Source organism: Paraglaciecola sp. QJM3NY_14, from assembly GCF_056173245.1.
Map to the genome: position 1 here is coordinate 4,410,131 of NZ_CM149664.1, position 21,553 is coordinate 4,431,683.

At 45.2% G+C, this 21,553-nt stretch carries 15 protein-coding genes; 8 read left to right on the plus strand and 7 right to left on the minus strand.

Annotated features, from left to right (window positions below; genetic code table 11):
* The first annotated feature begins 1 nt into the window (after position 1).
* The 4 genes from AC0VYA_RS18805 (at position 2) to AC0VYA_RS18820 (ending at position 5,099) form a co-directional block, all read left to right on the plus strand.
* A complete protein-coding gene (locus tag AC0VYA_RS18805; protein ID WP_011576440.1) occupies positions 2-544 on the plus strand; it encodes a YggT family protein in 543 nt (180 codons plus the stop codon).
* On the plus strand, positions 525-974 hold the full coding sequence (locus AC0VYA_RS18810; RefSeq protein ID WP_475489278.1) for a DUF4426 domain-containing protein: 450 nt from the start codon (positions 525-527) through the stop codon (positions 972-974). The genes AC0VYA_RS18805 and AC0VYA_RS18810 overlap by 20 nt, the downstream gene beginning before the upstream one ends.
* Positions 975-1,059: 85 nt before the next feature.
* A complete protein-coding gene (locus AC0VYA_RS18815; RefSeq protein WP_475489279.1) occupies positions 1,060-2,367 on the plus strand; it encodes an ABC transporter substrate-binding protein in 1,308 nt (435 codons plus the stop codon).
* A 20-nt stretch (positions 2,368-2,387) separates the two neighbouring features.
* Positions 2,388-5,099, plus strand: a complete 2,712-nt coding sequence (locus AC0VYA_RS18820; protein WP_475489280.1) for an ATP-binding protein — start codon at positions 2,388-2,390, stop codon at positions 5,097-5,099.
* Between the two features lie 62 nt (positions 5,100-5,161).
* Here AC0VYA_RS18820 and AC0VYA_RS18825 read toward each other — a convergent pair whose 3' ends face one another.
* Entirely contained in the window at positions 5,162-6,334 is a 1,173-nt protein-coding gene (locus AC0VYA_RS18825) for a XylR family transcriptional regulator (RefSeq protein WP_475489281.1), read from the minus strand.
* Between the two features lie 182 nt (positions 6,335-6,516).
* Here AC0VYA_RS18825 and xylB point away from each other — a divergent pair, with 182 nt between their 5' ends.
* Together xylB and xylA are read left to right on the plus strand one after the other, a co-directional pair.
* Complete coding sequence (gene xylB / locus AC0VYA_RS18830; protein ID WP_475489282.1) at positions 6,517-7,995, plus strand: xylulokinase; 1,479 nt, start codon at positions 6,517-6,519, stop codon at positions 7,993-7,995.
* Between the two features lie 153 nt (positions 7,996-8,148).
* Positions 8,149-9,468, plus strand: a complete 1,320-nt coding sequence (xylA, locus tag AC0VYA_RS18835) for a xylose isomerase (RefSeq protein ID WP_475489283.1) — start codon at positions 8,149-8,151, stop codon at positions 9,466-9,468.
* 557 nt (positions 9,469-10,025) lie between these two features.
* Here xylA and AC0VYA_RS18840 read toward each other — a convergent pair.
* The 3 genes from AC0VYA_RS18840 to AC0VYA_RS18850 form a co-directional block, all read right to left on the minus strand.
* A complete protein-coding gene (locus AC0VYA_RS18840) occupies positions 10,026-11,426 on the minus strand; it encodes a sugar porter family MFS transporter (RefSeq protein ID WP_475489284.1) in 1,401 nt (466 codons plus the stop codon).
* Between the two features lie 127 nt (positions 11,427-11,553).
* On the minus strand, positions 11,554-12,705 hold the full coding sequence (locus AC0VYA_RS18845) for a glycoside hydrolase family 43 protein (protein ID WP_475489285.1): 1,152 nt from the start codon (positions 12,703-12,705) through the stop codon (positions 11,554-11,556).
* Between the two features lie 134 nt (positions 12,706-12,839).
* Positions 12,840-13,544 carry an NUDIX hydrolase gene (locus tag AC0VYA_RS18850; RefSeq protein WP_041714610.1) on the minus strand — a complete coding sequence of 235 codons (705 nt, stop codon included), beginning with the start codon at positions 13,542-13,544 and terminating at the stop codon, positions 12,840-12,842.
* A 286-nt stretch (positions 13,545-13,830) separates the two neighbouring features.
* Here AC0VYA_RS18850 and AC0VYA_RS18855 point away from each other — a divergent pair, with 286 nt between their 5' ends.
* Positions 13,831-16,248, plus strand: a complete 2,418-nt coding sequence (locus AC0VYA_RS18855; protein ID WP_475489286.1) for a glycoside hydrolase family 3 N-terminal domain-containing protein — start codon at positions 13,831-13,833, stop codon at positions 16,246-16,248.
* 94 nt (positions 16,249-16,342) lie between these two features.
* Here the strand turns inward: AC0VYA_RS18855 and AC0VYA_RS18860 are convergent, their stop codons facing one another.
* The 3 genes from AC0VYA_RS18860 to AC0VYA_RS18870 are packed head-to-tail and all read right to left on the minus strand — an operon-like array spanning position 16,343 to position 20,071.
* Positions 16,343-17,341 (minus strand): substrate-binding domain-containing protein, encoded by a 999-nt coding sequence (locus tag AC0VYA_RS18860; protein WP_473476227.1) that lies wholly within the window; start codon positions 17,339-17,341, stop codon positions 16,343-16,345.
* 41 nt (positions 17,342-17,382) lie between these two features.
* On the minus strand, positions 17,383-18,708 hold the full coding sequence (locus AC0VYA_RS18865; protein ID WP_475489287.1) for a glycoside-pentoside-hexuronide (GPH):cation symporter: 1,326 nt from the start codon (positions 18,706-18,708) through the stop codon (positions 17,383-17,385).
* Positions 18,709-18,724: 16 nt separating this feature from the next.
* Positions 18,725-20,071: a GH1 family beta-glucosidase gene (locus AC0VYA_RS18870; protein ID WP_475489288.1), complete on the minus strand. Its 1,347-nt coding sequence runs from the start codon at positions 20,069-20,071 to the stop codon at positions 18,725-18,727.
* Positions 20,072-20,276: 205 nt separating this feature from the next.
* Here AC0VYA_RS18870 and AC0VYA_RS18875 point away from each other — a divergent pair, with 205 nt between their 5' ends.
* Positions 20,277-21,539 carry a sugar MFS transporter gene (locus AC0VYA_RS18875; protein WP_475489289.1) on the plus strand — a complete coding sequence of 421 codons (1,263 nt, stop codon included), beginning with the start codon at positions 20,277-20,279 and terminating at the stop codon, positions 21,537-21,539.
* The last annotated feature ends 14 nt before the right edge of the window (positions 21,540-21,553 follow it).

The following is a 21,553-nucleotide window of genomic DNA, read 5'->3' on the forward strand; positions in this document are numbered from 1 at the left end:
TATGAGCGCGATGCAGTTTTTAGTTAATACCCTGTTTGAATTGTATTTAATGGTAGTGCTGCTGCGCTTTTGGTTGCAATTGGCTAGAGCGGATTTTTACAATCCTTTTAGTCAGTTTGTGGTGAAAGCCACACACCCAATTGTCGGCCCCCTGCGTAGAGTTTTACCATCAATAGGTAGAATGGATACCGCAACATTAGTGCTAGCACTGCTGGTGGCGGGCCTTAAAATAGTCGTTCTTAATTTGATAGCAGGGAACACCAATATTAATCCTTTGGGCTTGGTGATTGGCTCTTTCTATTTAGTAGTCAAAGAAGCGCTGTCGTTAATGATGTGGGTATTGATTATTCGCGCCATCATGAGCTGGGTAAGCCAAGGTTACAACCCCATGGATATGGTACTTGGTCAGCTGACTGAGCCTTTGCTGGCCCCCATAAGACGACGTCTTCCTAACTTAGGTGGTTTAGACTTGTCAGTAATGGTGGTGATTTTGGTGATTATCTTTTTGCAAAAGCTACTAGGTGATGTCTTTGGCTATTTCTAAACGTGCGTTTTTAGCTGGCAGCGTGATGCTGCTGGCAAACTTGTTTTTCTCAGGAGCGGCGCTTTCTGAGCAAAAAGAGACATTGGGCAACTGGGACGTTCATTATATTGCCTTTAACAGTACCTTCATTACGCCTGATATCGCCAAGCATTACGGCATAGTTCGCAGTAAATACAATGGCGTCATTAACATTTCAGTGCTCGATAAAGCCGACCAAGCAGCACAGTCCGCGGTGCTAACGGGAACCGCACGTAATTTACTCGGTGTGAGTAAGAAGCTCACGTTTAAAGAAGTGAGTGAGGGCGAAGCTATTTACTACCTTGCGGTGTTGCCTTTTAGCGATCAAGAAACGTTTCGTATTTCAGTTCAGATAAATGATGGCTTAGAACAGCAAGTCCTTAACTTTCAACATAAATTTTACGTAGAATAGGAAAAATTAGACCAAAGTTATCGTCAGATAATATTGCGTCACCGCCCGTTCTCACATACTGTTTAGTCTCCAATTGGAGGCTAACATGCATAAACAGTGTAAAACGGAATCACTCGTGAACGCTTCATCTGTCGATAAATCCAAACGAACCACGTTAGAAACGATTGGCAAAGGTGTGCTGCTCGGTACTTCTATCATCAAAGCCCCTTACGTATTTGCCCGCCAGAAACACACTTTGCGCGTATTAGGCACGCACGTGACACTGCAAGAACCACTAAGACAACGTGCGATGAGTGACTTGGGTATTGATATCCAATTTGAACCCAAAGGTAGCCCAAGCGTTCTGCAACGCGGGTTACTCTCCCCTGAGAGTTTTGATATTTACGAACAATGGTCCAATAGTATTCGTCCACTGTGGCGAAATCATTCGATCCAAGCAATTGAGACCAAGCGCATTACTCACTGGGATGAAATCAATTCGTTATGTAAAACGGGTAGGATCACCCCAAAAGCAAAATATGGCGCTGGTGACGCCCCTTTTAAAATTGTAAACGTACAAGGAAATGGCTCGCTGGGCAGTGAGCAAACCGGCCAAGTGAGTTTCTTGCCCTATGTACACAATGTGGACTCATTTGGCTATAACACCAACGTAATCGAGAAAGGCATAGCCTATAAGACCGAAAGTTGGGGCTGGCTGCTTGATAAAAAACACAGCGGAAAAGTGGGTATCATCAACGACCCCACTATAGGCTTATTTGACTTAGTGTTAGCGGCTGATGCCAGTGGCGCAATGAAGTTTGCGGATATAGGCAATATATCTGTCGATGAATTAGACCGCCTATTTGATATTTTGATTGATTTGAAACATCAGAAATTTTTTGGCGGCTTTTGGAACTCAGTGCCAGAGTCTATTGATTTCATGGAAGCGGGACGGGTTCATATTGAAAGCATGTTCTCCCCCGCGGTTTCTGCGTTAAACGGTAAGAACATTCCAGTCACATTCGCTGCCCCTAAAGAAGGTTATCGCGGCTGGCATGGAGTAATGTGCTTATCTTCTCATGCCCAAGGGCGCACAAAAGATGTAGCATACGAATATATGAATTGGTGGATGTCGGGCTGGCCAGGCGCGTTTATCGCTCGTCAAGGGTATTATATCTCCAACGCACAGCGCTCAGCTAATTACCTTGAGCAAAGCGAATGGGACTACTGGTATGATGGGAAGCCTGCCAGCCAACCACTTAAAGGCCCGGATGGAAACACTTCTGTGATGCGAGGAGAGGTGCGTTCAGGTGGCAGTTATACTGACCGTTTCAGTAATGTGGCGGTTTGGAATACGGCTATGCCGACTTACGACTATACCTTACAAAAATGGTATGAATTTATAAGCTCATGAAATGGCTGAGAAAATAACACGTGTTTAGAACCCTGAAAGCCCAGATACTGCTTGTTTCGGTAATATTAATTCTTTTACTGGTATCACAAGTATTTGTTACTCGCAGCAATCATAGCACCTTCGTAAACAGTTTAGATCTAACCCATCAAGCCGTTATAAAAGTGAGCTTGGTGCGAGAGCTGGAGCGAGATGTATTAGACTTACAACGGAATGTATTAATATATAAGGATTCGGCCAGTAAATCTGCTATTGCACGTTTCAATTCATTAATTCAAAGTTCAATTGATAATCTGGCAACATTAGAGTCGCTGACCAGCAAAGAAGAACAAGCTGATATCTATCACGGCTTTATTTCTAGAATGCGTAATCATATAGCCGAATACAAAGATAATTTTTCAAACGTAATTACTGGGCGCAGTAAGCGTGACAAGCTCTTTGAGAAAGATCTGACAGTTGATATCAATGACATATTAGCGTCTTTATCCCAAGGGGATAGTTCTACCTCTCTCAGTTTATCCCGCACTAAATACCATATCACTCGGGCGGAAAACGTCACCTATCAATATCTGCTCAACCCAGATTACCAATTGGTAGAAAGTTTCAGAGGTGAGTTAAGTCAAGCGAAGGAGAGTTTACTACAAAGTGCTTTACCGAACGAAATGACATCTGCCTTAATCACAAAGCTAGACAAAGTAGACGGTGAGTTTTTACAACTCACCAATGTCACAAGTGGGTATTTATTTTTAGTTAACGTGGTTATGGCGGGCTCAGCTAACGAATTTCTATTTATGGCCAGAGAGCTCAATCGCCTTGTGACCTCAAAATTGGGCGACACCAATGAGCAAGTAAAAAGTAACATTGAAAAGAATCAAATAAGCAGTGATTTATTTTCTATTATCGGGATTTTCCTTGCCTGTATCACAGCTTACTTTTTAGCGTCTCGGATCATGATCCCCATCAACACCATTACGGAGGTATTTAAAAAGCTTGCCAAAGGTGAAGACGTTGATGCCATTCCAGGGATCACTAGGCACAACGAAATCGGTCAATTAGCCAACGCAGCAGATGTATTCCACGAGAAAAACAAGCAGACATCCGCCTTACTTGCTCAGGCCCAGCGTCTTAACAGCGAGCAAGAAATGCTAAATGCGGAATTAGTTGAGTCAAAACACAAAGCGGAACAAGCCACGGTATCTAAAAGCATGTTCTTGGCAAATATGAGTCACGAAATACGCACCCCAATGAATGGCATAATCGGTTTGTTAGATGTCGTTATGAAAAGTGATTTAACACCCACCCAGCGCCAGCATTTGAATAAAGTAGTGTACTCAAGCCAGATATTAATGAGCCTGATCAACGATATTTTAGACTTTTCAAAAGTTGAAGCGGGCAAACTAGATATTGAGCAAGTAGAGTTCTCCCTCAATTCTGTGTTTGCTAACTTATTGACGAATATTTCTGCTCGGGCACAAGAGAAAAATCTCAATGTGCGATTTATATGTGATCCCAATATTCCCCCAACGCTAATAGGCGACCCTTTGCGCATCAGCCAAGTGTTACTGAACTTAACCAGTAATGCCGTCAAATTCACTCGTAATGGTTCAATTACCATATCTATAACCCATGATGTTATACCCAACAGTGACAAGGTATTGCTCAAGGCTTGTGTGAAGGATACAGGCATTGGCATGTCTAAAGAGCAGCTAGGAAAAGTCTTTGAGTCATTTACCCAGGCCGATGGCACCACCAGCCGTGATTTTGGTGGTACAGGTTTGGGCTTAACGATAGTGAAGCAGCTGGTGCATCTTATGGGGGGCAATGTCACCGCACAATCAGAGCTCAATGTTGGCAGTACATTTGAGGTCACATTCACTGTAATCGTCCAATCTGATGAGCAGAATATTTTTCATATTGCGCCTCAGCCTCAGCGCAAAATGTATTATTTCAGTAAGACGCCCAAAGGCTTGATTGAACAGCAGTATTTCAACAATGTCGAAATGGATTATCATCACTTCCCGCATATGCAGCTTGAGAAAATGTTGCCTGAAATAACAGAGAATGACATTGTTATCATAGACGTGGCGGACTTAGCTGAACACAAAGCAATAGGTCCGTCGATACAGAAACTGAAAGACGATGGCAGAAATGTTGGCTTTATTACTGATACTCAACCGAGTAATTTGCCACAGAAGCTGATTAATATTTGGAGCTTCCCTTGTTTAACCCACCCTTTTACACCTGGTCACTTGGTCTCGTTTATTCATTCACTGCTGAATGAAGAGCAGTTCGTATCTGACATCCCTAGCCCGCAGTTCAATGAGCAAGTGGAGTACGACGGTCATATTTTGCTGGTAGAAGACAATAGCATTAACCAGGTTGTTACCGGAGAAATGCTGCGCGTGCTTGGCATCACGTTCGATATTGCTGAAAATGGCCAGCAAGCGGTCACCAAAGTGATTAATTCCGCGCATTATGACGTGGTGTTAATGGACATACAAATGCCAGTCATGGACGGCTATCAGGCCACCATTGAAATACGTCAACAAGGTCTTCTTGACTTGGTCATATGTGGATTATCCGCGAACGCAATGAAAGAAGATTTCGTACAAGCTAAAGAAGTGGGCATGAACGAGTATCTGACCAAGCCGTTAAAGTTAGTTGCTTTAGAAGACATGCTCAGTAAGTATCTACCTGCTAAAATAATGGTAAAAGCACAAACAGGAAACGAATAGGAAACGAAAATAAGGTGCGAAAAATAGCCTGCTTATGCCACCCAAAGCAGGCCAACAGATGATTACTCCTCTAAGTGCTTTTCTCTATATTCCCTAGGTGTTTTGCCATAATGTTTTTTAAACACTGCATACATGTACTGCAATGAAGGGTAACCGCATAATGTGGCGATTTCCGTTGTAGAAGCACTGCCTTTTACTAACATATCACAGGCTTTTTCGAGTTTTTCATTGTGAATTTCTGTGTGGATACTATGGCCTCTTTCGTCCTTAAAACGCTGCTCAAGGTTCGAGCGCGATACACCAACGTAATCCAGTACTTGTTCGACTTTTATACCTCTGGCTGCATTTTGTCTTATGAAGTGCATAGCTTGAATCACGTAGGGGTCTTTTAGCGCTTTGAAGTCGGTGGATTGACGCTCAGAAACGCCTGCAGGTGGCACCAGTACCCGTTTGTTCTTCAAGTTGCTGTTTTCTAATCGTCTATGCAGTAATTTGGCGGCTTGAAACCCCATTTCAAAGCACCCTTGGGTCACCGAACTCAGGCTAATGCGACTTAAATAACGTGCAATGTCGTCATCATCAATACCTACAATAGATATATTGTCTGGCACTAACTTGCCTATCTGTTCACAAGCTTGGAGTAAATGCCTCGCTCTAGCATCGGTCACACTGATTATTCCCACCGGATTTGGCAAGCCTTGGATCCAGTCAGATAAGCGATTCATAGTGTATTGCCACGTTTCTGGTCGCGTGGGGTGTCCTCGATAAATTGAGCATTCGTAACCATCTGCTTGGCACAATTTAACGATCGCCTGTTCACGCTCTACCGCCCAGCGGTGATCGTTATCACTGGGCAAGCCATAAAACGCAAAACGCTCTAAGCCTTTCTTTTTTAAGTGTTCGTATGCGGCTTGCACTACAGCGAAATTATCAGTGGCCACATAAGGCACATCAGGGTAATCCTCTTCATTAGAATAAGAGCCCCCGACCCCAACGACTGGAATTTTGCTGTTCACGAGCATTCTCTGAATTGAGGGGTCGTCAAAATCAGCAATAATACCGTCCCCGCCCCAGTCTTCAACGTGCTCTAAGCGGATTAGAAAGTCCTCTTCTAAGTACACATCCCAATCCACTTTCGAAGATTGCAAGTAGTGGCCAATCCCTTCAATTACTTGTCGGTCATACACTTTGTTAGCGTTAAATAGCAAACTAATACTGTGCTTCGCTTGAAACATAAATCACCTAATCTCTCTCAATGTCCGGTCGTATAGTGCATTAGCCTGTATCACGTAACTACTACCTTACTCGTTAAGAGTATTACGAAATTTCGTTATTAAATTTCGTTATTACCTGCATTGCAGTTTAATTTAATCGTTCTGCTAGTATCTGGCAAACTCATTATTAGGCAGGTACTCCCATGTTTTTAGGTGTTGATTTAGGCACATCTGGTATCAAGTTGGTGTTAACCGACAACAGCGGTGCAATAGTAGATAGCGCGTCCTGCGCATTTGAAGTATCAAGGCCCAAGCCCTTGTGGTCGGAGCAAAACCCACAAGACTGGTGGGACGGATTCTGCGCTGCTATGGACAAACTTCACGCGCAGCACGACCTGTCTGATGTACTAGCAATTGGTTTTGCAGGTCAAATGCACGGTGCAACCCTACTTGATGAACACCAACAGGTGCTTCGTCCTGCGATACTTTGGAATGATGGACGCTGCGAAGCCCAGTGCGCAGAAATTGAACAGCGGGTTCCCAATGCACACAAGATTACGGGCAACATTATTATGCCTGGCTTTACTGCACCCAAGTTATTATGGGTAAAACAGCATGAGCCAGAACTGTTCGCAAAAATCGATAAAGTGCTACTGCCTAAAGATTATTTACGCTTGCTACTCAGTGGTGATTTTGCCTCGGATATGTCAGATCCGGCAGGCACCATGTGGTTAGATGTGGATAAACGATGCTGGCATGCTGACATGCTTAACGTATGTGGTTTAAACGAATCTCATATGCCAGCTCTGTTTGAAGGCAATGCCATTACCGGCACCTTGTCTGATGACGTGGCTAAACGCTGGAACATGAAAAGCGTACCGCTGGTTGCTGGTGCTGGCGATAATGCCGCAGGCGCCATTGGTGTCGGCATTGTCAAACCAGGCCAGGCGATGCTGTCACTTGGTACTTCTGGTGTGTATTTTGCCGTAAGTGAAGGCTTTCGCAGTAATCCTGAGTCAGCGGTACACAGCTTTTGTCACGCCCTGCCCCATACCTGGCATTTGATGTCCGTTATGCTAAGTGCAGCCAGTTGTTTGCAGTGGTACGCCGAGCAAGTCGTTAAAAAAGAAGTATCTGTGCTGCTAGCAGAACTGGAACAAACCACCAACAATCAAACCACTAACACGCAAGACAGCACCCAAAACGGGCCGTTGTTTTTGCCTTACTTAAGTGGTGAGCGTACTCCTCATAATAACCCCAATGCAACTGGAGCCTTTTTCGGATTGACCCACTCGAGCTCACAAGCGGCTTTGACCCACAGTGTATTAGAGGGTGTAACGTTTGGCCTCGCCGATGGTGTAGATGCATTGCATGCGTCAGGGGTACAGGTGGATGAAATTACCTTGATTGGTGGTGGCGCCAAAAGCGCCTATTGGCGACAACTTATTGCTGATGTTTTGCAGCGCCCAGTAACCTATCGCCAAGGCGGCGATGTGGGCCCAGGTTTAGGTGCCGCTCGCTTAGCGCAATTGGCTATGCAACCAGAGAAACCAATCGAACAGATTTGCCCGCAACCCACGCTTAATTCTGTGTATCAACCTAACCTTGAAAAGGCAAAGTCTTATGCCCAACGCCGAGCTACGTTCTCGGCTTTGTACAAGGCAACCCAAGAATTTTTTTAGCCCATTGAGTAACGGAAAAATCGCGCTCAGTGACATTTTAAAAACCAACAAAACACAAAAGTTAATCTAAAAAACGTAATTGTGGCGCACTCCATCAGTTGTGATGATGGGGTGTATCAATGAGACGTCAACAGCATTAATCAGGAGAGCCTCATGGCTGAATATTTTAAAGATATCCCTAAAGTAAAATTTGAAGGTACCAGTTCAGATAACCCATTAGCATTTCGCCATTACAACCCAGAAGAGCTGGTGCTAGGCAAGAGCATGAAAGAACATTTACGCCTAGCGGCGTGTTACTGGCACAACTTCTGTTGGGACGGCGCTGATGTATTTGGCGCAGGTACGTTTAATCGCCCTTGGCTGCAAGCAGGTGATGCCATGCAGCGCGCAAAAGAAAAAGCTGACGTCGCATTTGAGTTTTTCTCAAAGCTGAATATTCCTTATTACTGCTTCCACGATGTTGATGTTTCCCCTGAGGGTAACTCAATCAAAGAGTACATTGACAACTTTGCTCAAATGACTGACGTACTCGAAGCCAAACAAGAAGAAACGGGTCTTAAGTTGTTATGGGGCACCGCAAACTTGTTCAGTAACCCACGTTACGCTAGCGGTGCTGCATCTAGCCCAAACCCTGAAGTATTCACTTATGGCGCGACTCAAGTAATGCACGCTATGAATGCGACTAAGCGATTAGGCGGTGAAAACTACGTGCTTTGGGGTGGTCGTGAAGGTTACGAAACCTTGCTAAATACCGATTTACGCCAAGAGCGAGAGCAACTCGGTCGTTTCATGAACATGGTTGTTGAGCATAAGCATAAAATTGGCTTTAAAGGATTATTGCTAATCGAACCTAAGCCACAAGAGCCGACTAAGCATCAGTACGATTACGACACCGCAACTGTTTATGGCTTCTTGAAGCAATACGGTTTAGAAAACGAATTTAAAGTGAACATTGAAGCTAACCATGCCACCTTGGCCGGCCACTCGTTCCAGCATGAAGTCGCTACGGCTATATCACTTGGCTTATTTGGTAGCATCGATGCCAACCGAGGTGACCCTCAACTAGGTTGGGATACCGACCAATTCCCGAATAGCGTTGAAGAATTGTCATTGGTTATTTATGAAATTCTTAAAGCGGGTGGTTTTACATCTGGTGGCTTTAACTTTGATACTAAGCTGCGTCGTCAAAGCTCAGATCCACAAGATATGTTCATCGCCCACATTGGCGGCATGGATCACTTAGCAATGGGCTTGAAAAAAGCCGCGTTGATGATTGAAAATGACTTCCTTGGTCAAGCTGTCAGCAAGCGTTACGCAGGTTGGAACGGCGAGCTAGGTAAAGGTATTCAAGGGGGCGATTTCAACCTTGAGTCACTCGCTAACCTCTGCGTAGATAAGAACCTACAACCTAAGCACGTCAGTGGCCAGCAAGAGTTATTAGAGAACAAGGTTAATAACGTTTTATACGGCTAAAAAACCTAATGACGGGTAGCTGAATCAAGGACGTGGCCACTCCCACGCCTTTGACTCGCCCCTGAGCAACGTCCTGTTTACACGCTCCCCCTAATAGCCTAACCCCCGTTAGGCTATTTTTTTGCCTGCTATAAATTCGATTGCCTATTAGCACACGAAAGTGAGCGGCTCGTCCCATGCGCTATTCATTTAAGTCGCTAGTACAAAGCACTCACTTAACTAGAGTTCCTTAGATACAGAGTGTTACTGCCTAGAGTCAACGAAGAATTCCAGAGCGAATAGAGAAACTCAGAGCGAATAGAGAAGCCTATGCATGTTCATCTGTACCCACCTATCCCGCTTCAATTATGTAGATAATTATTGTTATTGTTATTGGTCAGGGCTTAGCTGATGGCAAAAGCGCAGTGTTGAAAGTGTTGTGCTGCGCGATAAAGCGGGTGTATTGGATAAAGCGGGGGTATTGGGTAAAGCGGTGGGTGAAATAACCCCAGACACATAGTTCGTATAAAAGAAAGCCGCTTTAGGCAGCGGCTTTCTTAAGCGTAAATCGGTACGGGTTAGCCTTGCATTTCTTCCAGCTCTTTGCCTCGCGTTTCCTGTACTAGCTTGTACACAAAGACAATGGATATCAAAGCGCCGAGTGCGTATATGCTGTACGCGCCTGCTAGCCCGATAGAAGCCAAAAATATAGGGAAGGTGAAGGTCACTATAAAATTAGCGCCCCACTGAGCAAAGCCTGCCACGGCCAAACCAGAGCCACGGATTTGATTAGGGAACATTTCCCCTAACATCACCCACATCACAGGGCCCCAAGATAGGTTAAAGAAAAACACATAAGCATTTGCGGCAATAAGTGCGATTACGCCTTGATCTCCCAAACTCAAGTTGCCATTAGCATCAAGGCCGGAGTTAGCAAAAATGTACACCATGGTGCCAAGAGCAAATGTCATGCCCACAGAACCAATCAACAAGAAGGGTTTGCGCCCGACTTTATCAATCAGGAACATAGTCACAAATACGGCTGCGATGCTGACTGCACCACTTATCACGTTGATCATTAACGCATCGGACTCTGAGAACCCAGCTGCCTGCCATAAAACAGCGCCGTAGTAAAACACCACGTTAATACCGACTAACTGCTGAAATACAGCCAGACCTATACCGATCCACATAATAGGGCGTATTTTACCGCTCACCTTGTCAATCAAGTCAGTCAGCTTCGGCTTAGATCCTTGCGTTTCACGAGATGCTTCAATTTCTTGCAATTTGGTTTGCCCTTGAGCATCGCCGTACAAGGCATTTAACACCCGCTTGGCTTTTTCAGTGTTTTTACTCATCACCAAATAACGTGGGCTTTCTGGAATAAACATTAACGCCACAAGAAAAAGCGTTGCGGGGATAAGCTCGATCCAGAACATCCAGCGCCATGCTTGATAGCCCATCCAAAACTCGGCAGTGGATGAGCCAGCAATATTCGCGAGAAAGTAATTACTCACAAAAGCAGAAAATAGACCGAAGATGATGGCCACTTGTTGCACTGATGACAACGTGCCACGAAAACGCGCCGGCGCAATTTCACTGATATAGGCAGGTGCCATGACTGACGCTGCACCTACGGCTAAACCACCCAGAATACGATAAACCACAAATTCCATCGATGACGTTGAAACACCCGAGCCCCAAGCGCTGATAATAAAGAATATGGCTGCTGTAATGAGCAAAGGGCGACGTCCAAATCTATCCGCTAAGCGCCCGGCACTAAATGCGCCAACAGCGCAACCTAGCAGCATGCTTGATACATTGAAGCCAGTACCTGCATTATCGGAATTAAATGCACCTTGCAATCCATCAACCGTACCATTTATGACGCCGCTGTCGAAGCCAAATAGGAAACCCCCTATCGTTGCAACGCAACTGACAAGAATGATCATCAGTGTATTTTCGTTATTTTGAGACAAAACCTATTCCTCTTTCATATCTCTGGTGGATAACGCCTGATTAAAGCTTTATTTATTGGTAACTTATAAGCTTGAATTGGGCGTTATTAAGTAAAAAGCCTGAACACAGGTTCAGGCAAAAATATCGTTATTGATAATAAGCTTGGTAAGGGACAATCGTGCCATCCTCGTTATATTTCAGCTCTGCCATCTTCACACTCCGTAAGTGGGTTTGCCCTTTTGATAACGTGCTATCGTGATAGAACAAATACCATTTGCCTTGAAACTCAGCGATAGAATGATGATTCGTCCAACCGATAACGGGGTCAAGTACCACCCCCTTAAAGGTATATGGCCCCATGAGGTTCTCACTCATGGCATAAACAATTTTGTGCGTATCGCCAGTCGAGTAAGACAGATAGTAATTTCCTTGATACTTATGTACCCAAGCGGCTTCAAAGAACCGGCGCTCTAAATCCCCCTGTTTAATGGGCTTGCCGCTTTCATCTAAAATCATGATGTCTTGTGGCTCACCATCCATAGACACCATGTTATCTGCTAGCTTCACGGCCTTGGGCATCAGGGCTGGTGCATCATCTGCAGGGTAGTCATCTTGGGGACTGTATTCACCTTTTGTCCAGCGCTGCAATTGGCCTCCCCAAATGCCACCAAAGAACAAATAGTGCTGTTGGTCATCATCCTCAAATACGGCGGGATCCATGCTAAAGCTACCGGCCATTGGCTCTGCTTCAGGCGTAAACGGGCCAACAGGTGAATCACTTGTAGCCACACCGATACGAAAAATATCTTGCTGATCTTTTAACGGAAAATAGAGGTAATACTGGCCGTTTTTGCTGGCAGCATCAGGCGCCCACATTTGACGACCCGCCCAAGGCACATCATCAACAGATAGCGCTACGCCATGTTCAGTCACTTCCCCGCCGACTTCATTCATGGACAGGATATGATAATCACGCATGGCGAAATGATCACCGTTATCATTTTGTGGGATGCCCGCCTCGTAATCGTGTGACGGGTAGATATACAACTTACCGTCAAACACATGTGCAGAAGGGTCTGCGGTATATATATTGCTGACTAAAGGTAAAGATTTAGAACCATACTCATCCAAGCCTTTGTGCTCTGCCTTTGCCGTTTTTTGTTGATGTGTTGCAGGCGCGTTCGAGCTCGCAGTAGTTTGCAAGGTATCGCTTGCGGCTTCTTTGTGGCTAGATTGTTCTGAACAACCTGAAAGCATTGCGGCACTTAAAGCCAATAGAGTTAAATAACGTGTGTGCACTGTAATGTCCTACTATAAATTGGTTATAGTCATGTTAACCATATGTGACAAACCCTGTCTAGCACACCCCATTCAAATACCCTTATATGACAAAAATAGTAAAGCCTGAATTAAAAAGCGCAATCTGGCTCTGATCAAAATTCAAAGTTAAATCCGTGCTCACAGAGCTTTTGATACACCACCATATCAAATCGATATAGGCTGGCAGCACGGTGCATCACGCCCTGCTGTTTTTCTTCACAATCAATTAAAAGATTCATCTTCAAAATTTTTCGTCTGAAATTCGGCTTATCGAGTTTTACGTCTAGGATCGCCTCGTACACTTCTTGTAACTGTAATAACGTGAATTTTTCTGGCAATAGGTTGAAGCCAACAGGTTCGTGACGAACTTTGTTTTTAAGATGAGATAAAACAGCTTTAACGATAGTGCTGTGATCGTAAATCAAGGTCGGTAGATTATGTACATCGCACCATTCAACATGCGACGCGGTGCCGCCAGGCATCATCTTATATAAATCAGGGCGCACCAACGCATAATAAGCAATGGTGACAACGCGCTCCGCTGGGTAACGCTGAACCTCACCGAATGCACGAAATTGCTCTAGGTACATGTCGTCCACGCCAGTAATCATTTTCAAAATACGCTTAGCCGCATTATCGATTGATTCATCGTACGAGACCCATCCACCTAATAGTCCCCACTGACCTTGGGCTAATCCTGCGTTATATTTTGCGGTCAACACCATCAATCGGCCGTTTTCAATTCCCAAAACCACATTATCTACTGACAAGGCTTCAATCATATGAGGCTTAGATGAGTCATTGTTTTTTTTATCCAATTGCTTTCCCCCAAGCTCTAACATTTTCCAATAAACACATCGATAGACACATCAAAGTGCATCTTAACCAAAATCATTCTATTAACAATCAGTAAACAAACAGCCCTCTGGTTGTTTTTTAAACAAAAAATGCATTTTTACTAAAATATAATAATTGATTTACAAATTGTCACAATGACCATTATGATTTCATCTCGTTACACTAGTCAATAGCGTGGGATATTCCGGCAACCAAAGTGTGCCAACGTCGTCCCCCATTACTTTCAGTGCCAAATAGGGATTTAATATGAGAATGTGTTCGATCAAAAGCGTGCTTGCTGTGGGCTTGGCCTCCTTAGCATTTAATAGCCTTGCAGCCAGCGGTTACCAAGACGCCAGTTTGCCCACCGAACAAAGGGTAAGTGATTTATTGCGTCAAATGACCCTGCAAGAAAAAGTCGCCCAGCTACAAACCGTGTGGCACGAAGGTCGTGAACTAAAAGGACCAAATGGTGCATTTAGGACCAGCAAGGCCGAAAAAATACTGCCATTGGGCATAGGCCACATTGCTCGTCCCAGTGAAGATCTATCACCCGCGGATACCGTTAAATATACCAATGCGATTCAGAAGTGGTTAATCAATAACACCCGTTTATCCATTCCGGCAATTTTTCATGAAGAAGCGTTACATGGCCATGCCGCCAGTGAAGCCACGAGTTTCCCACAAGCAATTGCTATGGCCAGCACATGGGACCCAAAGTTAATTTACGATATTTATCAAGCCAGTGCGCAAGAGGTGCGCGCCCGCGGTGGCAACCAAGCCCTGACCCCAATTCTCGATGTTGCTCGCGACCCTCGTTGGGGCCGGATAGAGGAAACCATGGGCGAAGACCCATATTTAATCGGTGAGTTAGGTGTTTCCGCTGTAAAAGGCTTTCAAGGTGATGAGCAAAATATTCCTGAAAATCGTGTTATGGCGACGCTTAAGCACCTTGCCGGACACGGCCAACCGACAGGCGGCTTAAATATCGCCCCCGCGCCAATTGGCGAACGCGCCCTTCGCGAAGTATTTTTATTTCCCTTTGAAGCAGCGGTAACATTAGCCCACGTAGGCAGTGTGATGGCGTCTTACAACGAGATAGATGGCGTTCCCTCTCACGCAAATAAAATGTTGTTAACCGATATTCTGCGCGATGAATGGGGCTTTGATGGCCTACTAGTCAGTGATTACTATGCGATCAATGAGCTTATCACCCGTCACGGATTAGCGGGCACCAAAGAAAATGCCGCTATCATGGCACTGAATGCAGGTGTCGATGTGGAAATGCCAGACCGAGATGCCTTTCCTCTGCTTGAAAAACTGGTGAATGACAAAAAAGTATCCATGCAAAAAATCGATACTGCGGTGTCGCGCATTCTGCGTGAGAAATTCAAATTAGGCTTATTCGAAAACCCTTATACAGATGAAAGCGCAGTCAACGCTATTGTTGGCAGCCAAGCGCACCGTGACTTAGCGCAGACCACAGCTGAAAAAGCCATGGTGCTGTTAAAGAACGACGGGGTTCTTCCGTTAGATAAAACCAAAATAAAAAGCGTGGCGGTCATTGGCCCCCATGCTGATGAAACCTTATTAGGAGGCTACAGCGATATTCCACGTCAAACGGTGACCATTCTAGACGGATTGCGTAACAAATTAGGTAAAAACGTCAAGGTCGCGTTTTCTCGTGGTGCCCTTATTACACAAGACATTGAAGACCCATCACCCGCGTCAGTAAAAGCGCAAAGCTACGCTAAAGAGCGCTGGAACAAAGAAAACATGAAGCTTGCCGATTTGAGCAACGCTCAAGCACTTATTGATGATGCAGTTGCCCTGGCCAAGCGCAGCGATGTCGCCGTGGTCGTGGTGGGCTCAAATGAAGGGAGCTCCCGTGAAGCCTGGGCTGAGAATCACTTAGGGGATCGTGATTCATTGCATTTATTGGGTAAACAGCACGAACTGGTTGAAGCGATTTTAGCCACGGGCACACCGACTGTGCTGATCCTGTCAAATGGTCGCCCGCTTACATTAGGTAACCTGTATCAAGACGCTCCTGCAATTATTGAAGCTTGGTATTTAGGGCAAGAAACGGGTACCGCAGTAGCAAATGTACTCTTTGGTGACGTAAACCCTAGTGGTAAATTGCCCTTAACCCTGCCGAAAACGATTGGTCAGCTACCTGTGTTTTACAACCACAAACCATCCGCAAAGCGTGGTTATATTTTTGGTGACACCGCTCCTGCATTCGCCTTTGGTCATGGGTTGAGTTACACCACGTTTGACTATGGTGATTTGTCCATTGATGCCGTAAATGCCACAGCGAACGGCTCTGTAAGCGCAAGCTTTACACTAACCAACAGCGGCAATGTTGACGGCGAAGAAGTAGCTCAGCTGTATATTCGCGATGTGTTTTCCAGTGTGACTCGCCCTGTGAAAGAGCTAAAAGGCTTCAAGCGAGTAGCGCTTAAAGCAGGTGAGAGCAAGAAGGTCACATTCGAATTACCGGTCAATCTATTGGCGTTTTACGATGCACAGATGCGTTTTGTGGTCGAGCCAGGTGAAATAAAGCTGATGATCGGCAGTGCTTCAGATGATGTACGTTTAGAAGACACATTTGAAATTACTGGCGAAATTAGTGAAATACAACAAGCGCAAAAAGCTTATTTGACCAAAGTGAGTGTGCAATAGTCTTTCGCGACAAAGTACACGCCAAAACATGAAAAAACGGCCATGAATAGCCGTTTTTTCTTTTTATATTCGCAAGCTAGCGCTCAATGCTCTTCTAAAGCGAAATAACCGAGTCACGCCAAACCAGCTCAGGCTCAAACACGTGGCTGATGTTGGGTTGATTAGCCTGATAAATATTCTTTAAGATCCAACTTGCAGCCATTTTCCCCATGTCTTGCACAGGGTAATTTACAGTAGACAACTTCGGGTACATGTACTGGGCTAACAATACGTTATCGAACCCCATGACCGATATATCGTTAGGCACGGCCATGCCTTTGTCCCGCGCTGCCTGCATTGCACCAGCGGCCATCTCATCGTTGGCGCACACCACGGCACTAAACGGGATATTTTTATTCAGTAGCGCCAGCATGCATTCATTGCCCCCTTCCTCTTGGAAGTTACCTTCACTCAGCAGCGCGTCGTTGCAGGTAATGCCAAACTCAGAGAGCGCTTCTTGATGCCCCAAGTAACGGTTGCTGGCATCCATTTTCCATAACGGGCCTGAAATATAGGCAATGTCACGGTGACCATTTTCTAGCAAGGCCTTGGTGGCTAAGTAGCCCCCACGACGATTATTGAGACTGATACAGTTATCAGCAATTTGTGGGATGTAACGGTTAATTAGAATAAAGGCATGTTGTGTTTTAGCTAGCTCGATGAGGTATTCGTCACTGACTGCTTCAACGTGCAAAATAAGCGCATCGCAGTTACGGTCTATCAGAAACTCGATACCATCCTTTTCACTTTCTGCATCACTGTGCCCAGCAGCGATAATAACGTGCTTGCCCGCCGTGCGAAGTTGCTTTTCTATGCCGCTCATCATGGCGCCGTAAATAGGGCCATGTAATTCAGAGACTAAAATCCCCACGCTATTAGAACAATTTGACGCCAACGAGCGCGCAATAGAACTAGGGCGGTAGTTTAGCGCCTCCATGGCTTTGGTGACTTTCTCACGGGTTTTTTCACTGACCCGGGTACCACCATTCATCACCCTAGATACCGTCGCTAAAGAAACCCCCGCGAGTTCTGACACTTGATAAATTGTCGCCATAACCTGTTGTTTTCACCTCAAATATACCTTGCTCGAAAATATCAAACGGCCTCTTTGACTATGCTCCGTTGAATTTCCGTCACTCTAATATCGTCAAGTTTATAACGACTCATGACCCAAGATACAATGATAAAAGCCACTGCAGGGAAAATAGTAAAAGACAATAGTATGCCCTGAACCGCTTCTGCGCTTTGGGTTGTATCAGCTTGGTAACCGTAATACGCCAACAACCAACCTACTATTGCGCCACCTACAGCAAGGCCAAGCTTGATGAAAAACACCACCGAAGAGTACGTCATACCTGTGATACGAATACCCGTTTTGAACTGACCGTAATCCACCGTATCCGCGATTTTAGCCCATAACAAAGGCGTGCCCATTTGCAGAAATACATTACCAATAAAATAAACTACAAAGGCTAAAATTAATTGATCAGGTTGGACCCAATAACTCCCTACACAAATGACTGCTGCGATAAACAATACCCCAGAGTACACCTTGATTTTGCACAGACGTTTGACCACGCTAGGGGCAACCGCGCAACCAATAATATTGCCAATCATGCCTAGGGTAATAAAGGCGGTAATTAAGTCTTCCCGTAGTAAGAAGTATTTAACGTAGTAAATCGCTAAGGTGTTACGCATTACCATGCCAATCAACACAAAAAAGGCCACGCTGGATAAAATTCGCCACTGATCGTTCTTCCACAACGACGCCATGTCTTGCTTAAATGTAGAATCTTGTTTCGGCGCAGCGACACGCTCCTTGGTACCGGCAAAACAAACTAAAAACATCAGTACGCCAACAGCACTCATCGCGGCAATTGTTAACTGATACCCTTTGGCTTTATCCCCCGCGCCAAACCATTCCACTAAAGGAAGCGTGCAGGCCGTGACAATTAAGCCTCCAAGCATGCCAAAAACGAATCGGTAAGACTGAACAGAGACGCGCTCTTTGGGGTCCCCGGTGATCACACCGCCCAGTGCAGAGTAAGGAATGTTGATTGCGGTGTAGGCAATCATTAACAATGCGTATGTGGCAAAGGCATAGACCATCTTGCCCTGCTCACTAAAGTCAGGTGTGGTGAACGCCATGACACTTATCACCCCAAACGGCAACGCTAACCACAGTAAATAAGGGCGAAATTTACCGTATTTTGTTTCCGTGCGATCCGTCATAGCCCCCATCAGAGGGTCTGTCACTGCATCGAAAATACGCACCACTAAAAACAGCGTGCCCACCACCGCCGGTGAGATACCAAAAATGTCGGTATAGAAAAATGACAGAAACAGCATCACGGTTTGAAAGACAATGTTACTGGCAGTATCCCCTAGCCCATAAGCGATTTTTTCTTTAACGCTAACCATGCTGACTCCTTTGCGACTAAGCGCTTTTAGCTAAGTGGCGACGACTGATAAAATCTCGATATGCCAACCCGCTGGCCTTGATGGTGCGCTGCTGTGTATCATAATCTACGTAGACAATTCCGAAACGTTTCTCGTACCCTTCGGCCCATTCAAAATTGTCCATTAAACTCCAAGCGAAATAGCCTCGAATATCGACGCCCTGCTCGGCTGCATCGCTTACGGCTTGCAGATGACCTTGGAAATACTCAATACGATCGGTATCTTGTACCTGCCCATCAACGAAGGTATCTGCCATGGCGGCGCCATTCTCAGTGATGTACACAGGTGGAAGCGTATATTGTTTGTTTAGTTGCAACAGGATGTCAGTCAAACCCTGTGGGTAAACCTCCCAGCCCATCTCGGTAAAAGGCAGTGATTCGTCAACCCATTTATGCCTATCGTTGCTACCAACCCCCTCATATACCTCGCGGGTATAATAGTTAAGCCCGAGGTAATCTAGCGGCTGACAAATAAGCTCCATATCGCCTTCTTTCACTGGCGGTAGTTCTTCTTTAGATAATGTGTTGATTGACTCAGGGTAACGCCCTTCAAGCACGGGCATGGCATACCAATGGTTCAGGTTTTGATCCGCCGCCCATGCCGCATTTTTATCTTTTTCGCTGTCGGTTTTGGGGTAGCACGGGCTCACATTTAAAACGATACCATTTAGGGTGTTTGGGCTGTTTTTAGCAAGTACTTGCATACCCAACCCATGCGCAAGCAACAGGTGATGCGCAGCTTGCTTGCCGTAGGCTTTGCTTTTTAAACCTGGAGCATGGATGCCCAGTTCATATCCTAAGTACGCGCTGCAAAAGGGTTCATTCAAGGTGGAGTATGAAAAAACTCTATCCCCAAATGCTTGAGTGATTAAATCCACATAATCACGAAAGTGATAAGCCGTCTGACGATTCAGCCACCCACCTTTGTCTTCTAGGTGTTGAGGCAAGTCCCAGTGATATAGCGTCACATAGGGCTTAATATTTTTCTGATTTAGGGCATCCAATAACTGGATATAAAACGCCACGCCTTGTGGGTCTAACTCACCGCTTTGTGTTATCACTCGCGGCCAAGAAATTGAAAAACGATATGCGTCTACTTCAAGAGACTCAATTAGCGCTAAATCCTGTTGCCAAAGATTGAAATGATCACATGCCACTAGCCCATCAGAACCGTCTTTGATTTTGTCTGGCGTGGCACAAAAGATATCCCAAATACACGGTCTGCGTGAATCGGCAGCCCCCTCAATTTGAAAGGCTGCGGTAGCGACACCATAGGTAAAGTCGGCTTGGTTGAGTGGAGAAGATTCTGCGAGGGATATTTTCATAATTAACTTAATCGTTGCCTAGGGTAAATATAAGATTACAAGAATACAGATTGCGCATCTGATGTTACCAAAACCTTTATTTGATTTGACGCAAAGATAAAAAACCAAATGAAAGCGCTTACATTTATGTTATTCCTTTGTTACGCTTAGGTCAACAAAACAAGCTCAACTTGCTAAATTGACCTTAACCTGACAGGTAAAAAACATGATAAACCCAACCACCGCAGTGCCAGCTCAGTCAGTAAACGGCGCGGCGACGCCCAACTATCGTTTTGCGTTAACCTCCTTAACCTCGTTGTTTTTTATGTGGGGTTTTATTACTGCCATGAACGATGTGCTTATTCCTCACTTGAAGGGTGTATTTTCACTCAGTTACACCCAAGCTATGTTAATTCAATTCTGCTTTTTCGGTGCCTACTTCTTGGTGTCTGTACCCGCTGGCTGGTTAGTTAAACGTATAGGTTTTCAACGAGGTATTAGCGCTGGCTTGCTTGTGGCTTGCATAGGGTGTTTACTGTTTGTGCCTGCAGCCACCAGCCACGCCTACTGGATATTCCTAAGCGCCTTATTTGTGCTGGCCTCTGGCATCACTATTTTGCAAGTGGCGGCGAATCCTATTGTCACCCTACTGGGAAAACCAGAAACAGCATCAAGCCGACTCACCTTGACACAAGCATTCAACTCTTTGGGTACGACTTTGGCCCCTATCATTGGCGGAATATTGATTTTCTCGGTGATAGATGAAAGTAACATGACGGCAGACAGTGTTATTTTGCCCTACGTCATGTTGGCCGCTGTGCTGTTTTTGCTCGCTATTATTTTTTTAAAAATAACCCTGCCCGACACCAGTCCTGCCGAAACAGTCGATACAGCTAATAGCCAGAGCACGACGACAGGCAGCCCACTACAACATCGCCATCTTACATTGGGCGCTGTGTGTATTTTTATTTACGTGGGTGCAGAGGTGTCTATCGGTAGTTTCATTGTTAATTTCTTAGGCGAGCAACACGTTGCAGGTTTAGCCGAATCAACCGCAGCGACTTACCTAAGTTATTACTGGGGCGGTGCCATGGTGGGTCGCTTCATTGGTGCCGCCGTGATGCAAAAAATTCCAGCGGGCAAGTTACTCGCATTCAACAGTGTTTGCGCCATGGGCCTTATTGCTTTAGCTATATCATCAAGTGGTTCGCTGGCTATGTGGGCAATATTAATGGTGGGCTTATTCAACTCCATCATGTTTCCAACGATTTTCAGCTTAGCCTTAGCAGGCCTTGGCGATTTAACCAGTCGCGGCTCAGGCGTTTTATGTTTAGCCATTGTCGGCGGTGCGATTGTGCCAGTACTGCAAGGCATATTAGCTGACAGTATTGGCCTGCAATTATCCTTTGTATTGCCACTGGTTTGTTACTTGTATATCGCTTTTTATGGTGTGCAAGGCTCAAAACCAACTCCACCAACATCAGTCTAACTTTTTAACGAGAT

Excerpts from the sequence above, each read along its gene's own strand:
- AC0VYA_RS18805 (WP_011576440.1), top strand. The coding sequence starts at position 2 with ATGAGCGCGATGCAGTTTTTAGTTAATACCCTGTTTGAATTGTATTTA.
- AC0VYA_RS18810 (WP_475489278.1), top strand. The coding sequence starts at position 525 with ATGTCTTTGGCTATTTCTAAACGTGCGTTTTTAGCTGGCAGCGTGATG.
- AC0VYA_RS18815 (WP_475489279.1), top strand. The coding sequence starts at position 1,060 with ATGCATAAACAGTGTAAAACGGAATCACTCGTGAACGCTTCATCTGTC.
- AC0VYA_RS18825 (WP_475489281.1), bottom strand. The coding sequence starts at position 6,334 with ATGTTTCAAGCGAAGCACAGTATTAGTTTGCTATTTAACGCTAACAAA.
- xylB (WP_475489282.1), top strand. The coding sequence starts at position 6,517 with ATGTTTTTAGGTGTTGATTTAGGCACATCTGGTATCAAGTTGGTGTTA.
- xylA (WP_475489283.1), top strand. The coding sequence starts at position 8,149 with ATGGCTGAATATTTTAAAGATATCCCTAAAGTAAAATTTGAAGGTACC.
- AC0VYA_RS18855 (WP_475489286.1), top strand. The coding sequence starts at position 13,831 with ATGAGAATGTGTTCGATCAAAAGCGTGCTTGCTGTGGGCTTGGCCTCC.
- AC0VYA_RS18860 (WP_473476227.1), bottom strand. The coding sequence starts at position 17,341 with ATGGCGACAATTTATCAAGTGTCAGAACTCGCGGGGGTTTCTTTAGCG.
- AC0VYA_RS18865 (WP_475489287.1), bottom strand. The coding sequence starts at position 18,708 with ATGGTTAGCGTTAAAGAAAAAATCGCTTATGGGCTAGGGGATACTGCC.
- AC0VYA_RS18870 (WP_475489288.1), bottom strand. The coding sequence starts at position 20,071 with ATGAAAATATCCCTCGCAGAATCTTCTCCACTCAACCAAGCCGACTTT.
- AC0VYA_RS18875 (WP_475489289.1), top strand. The coding sequence starts at position 20,277 with ATGATAAACCCAACCACCGCAGTGCCAGCTCAGTCAGTAAACGGCGCG.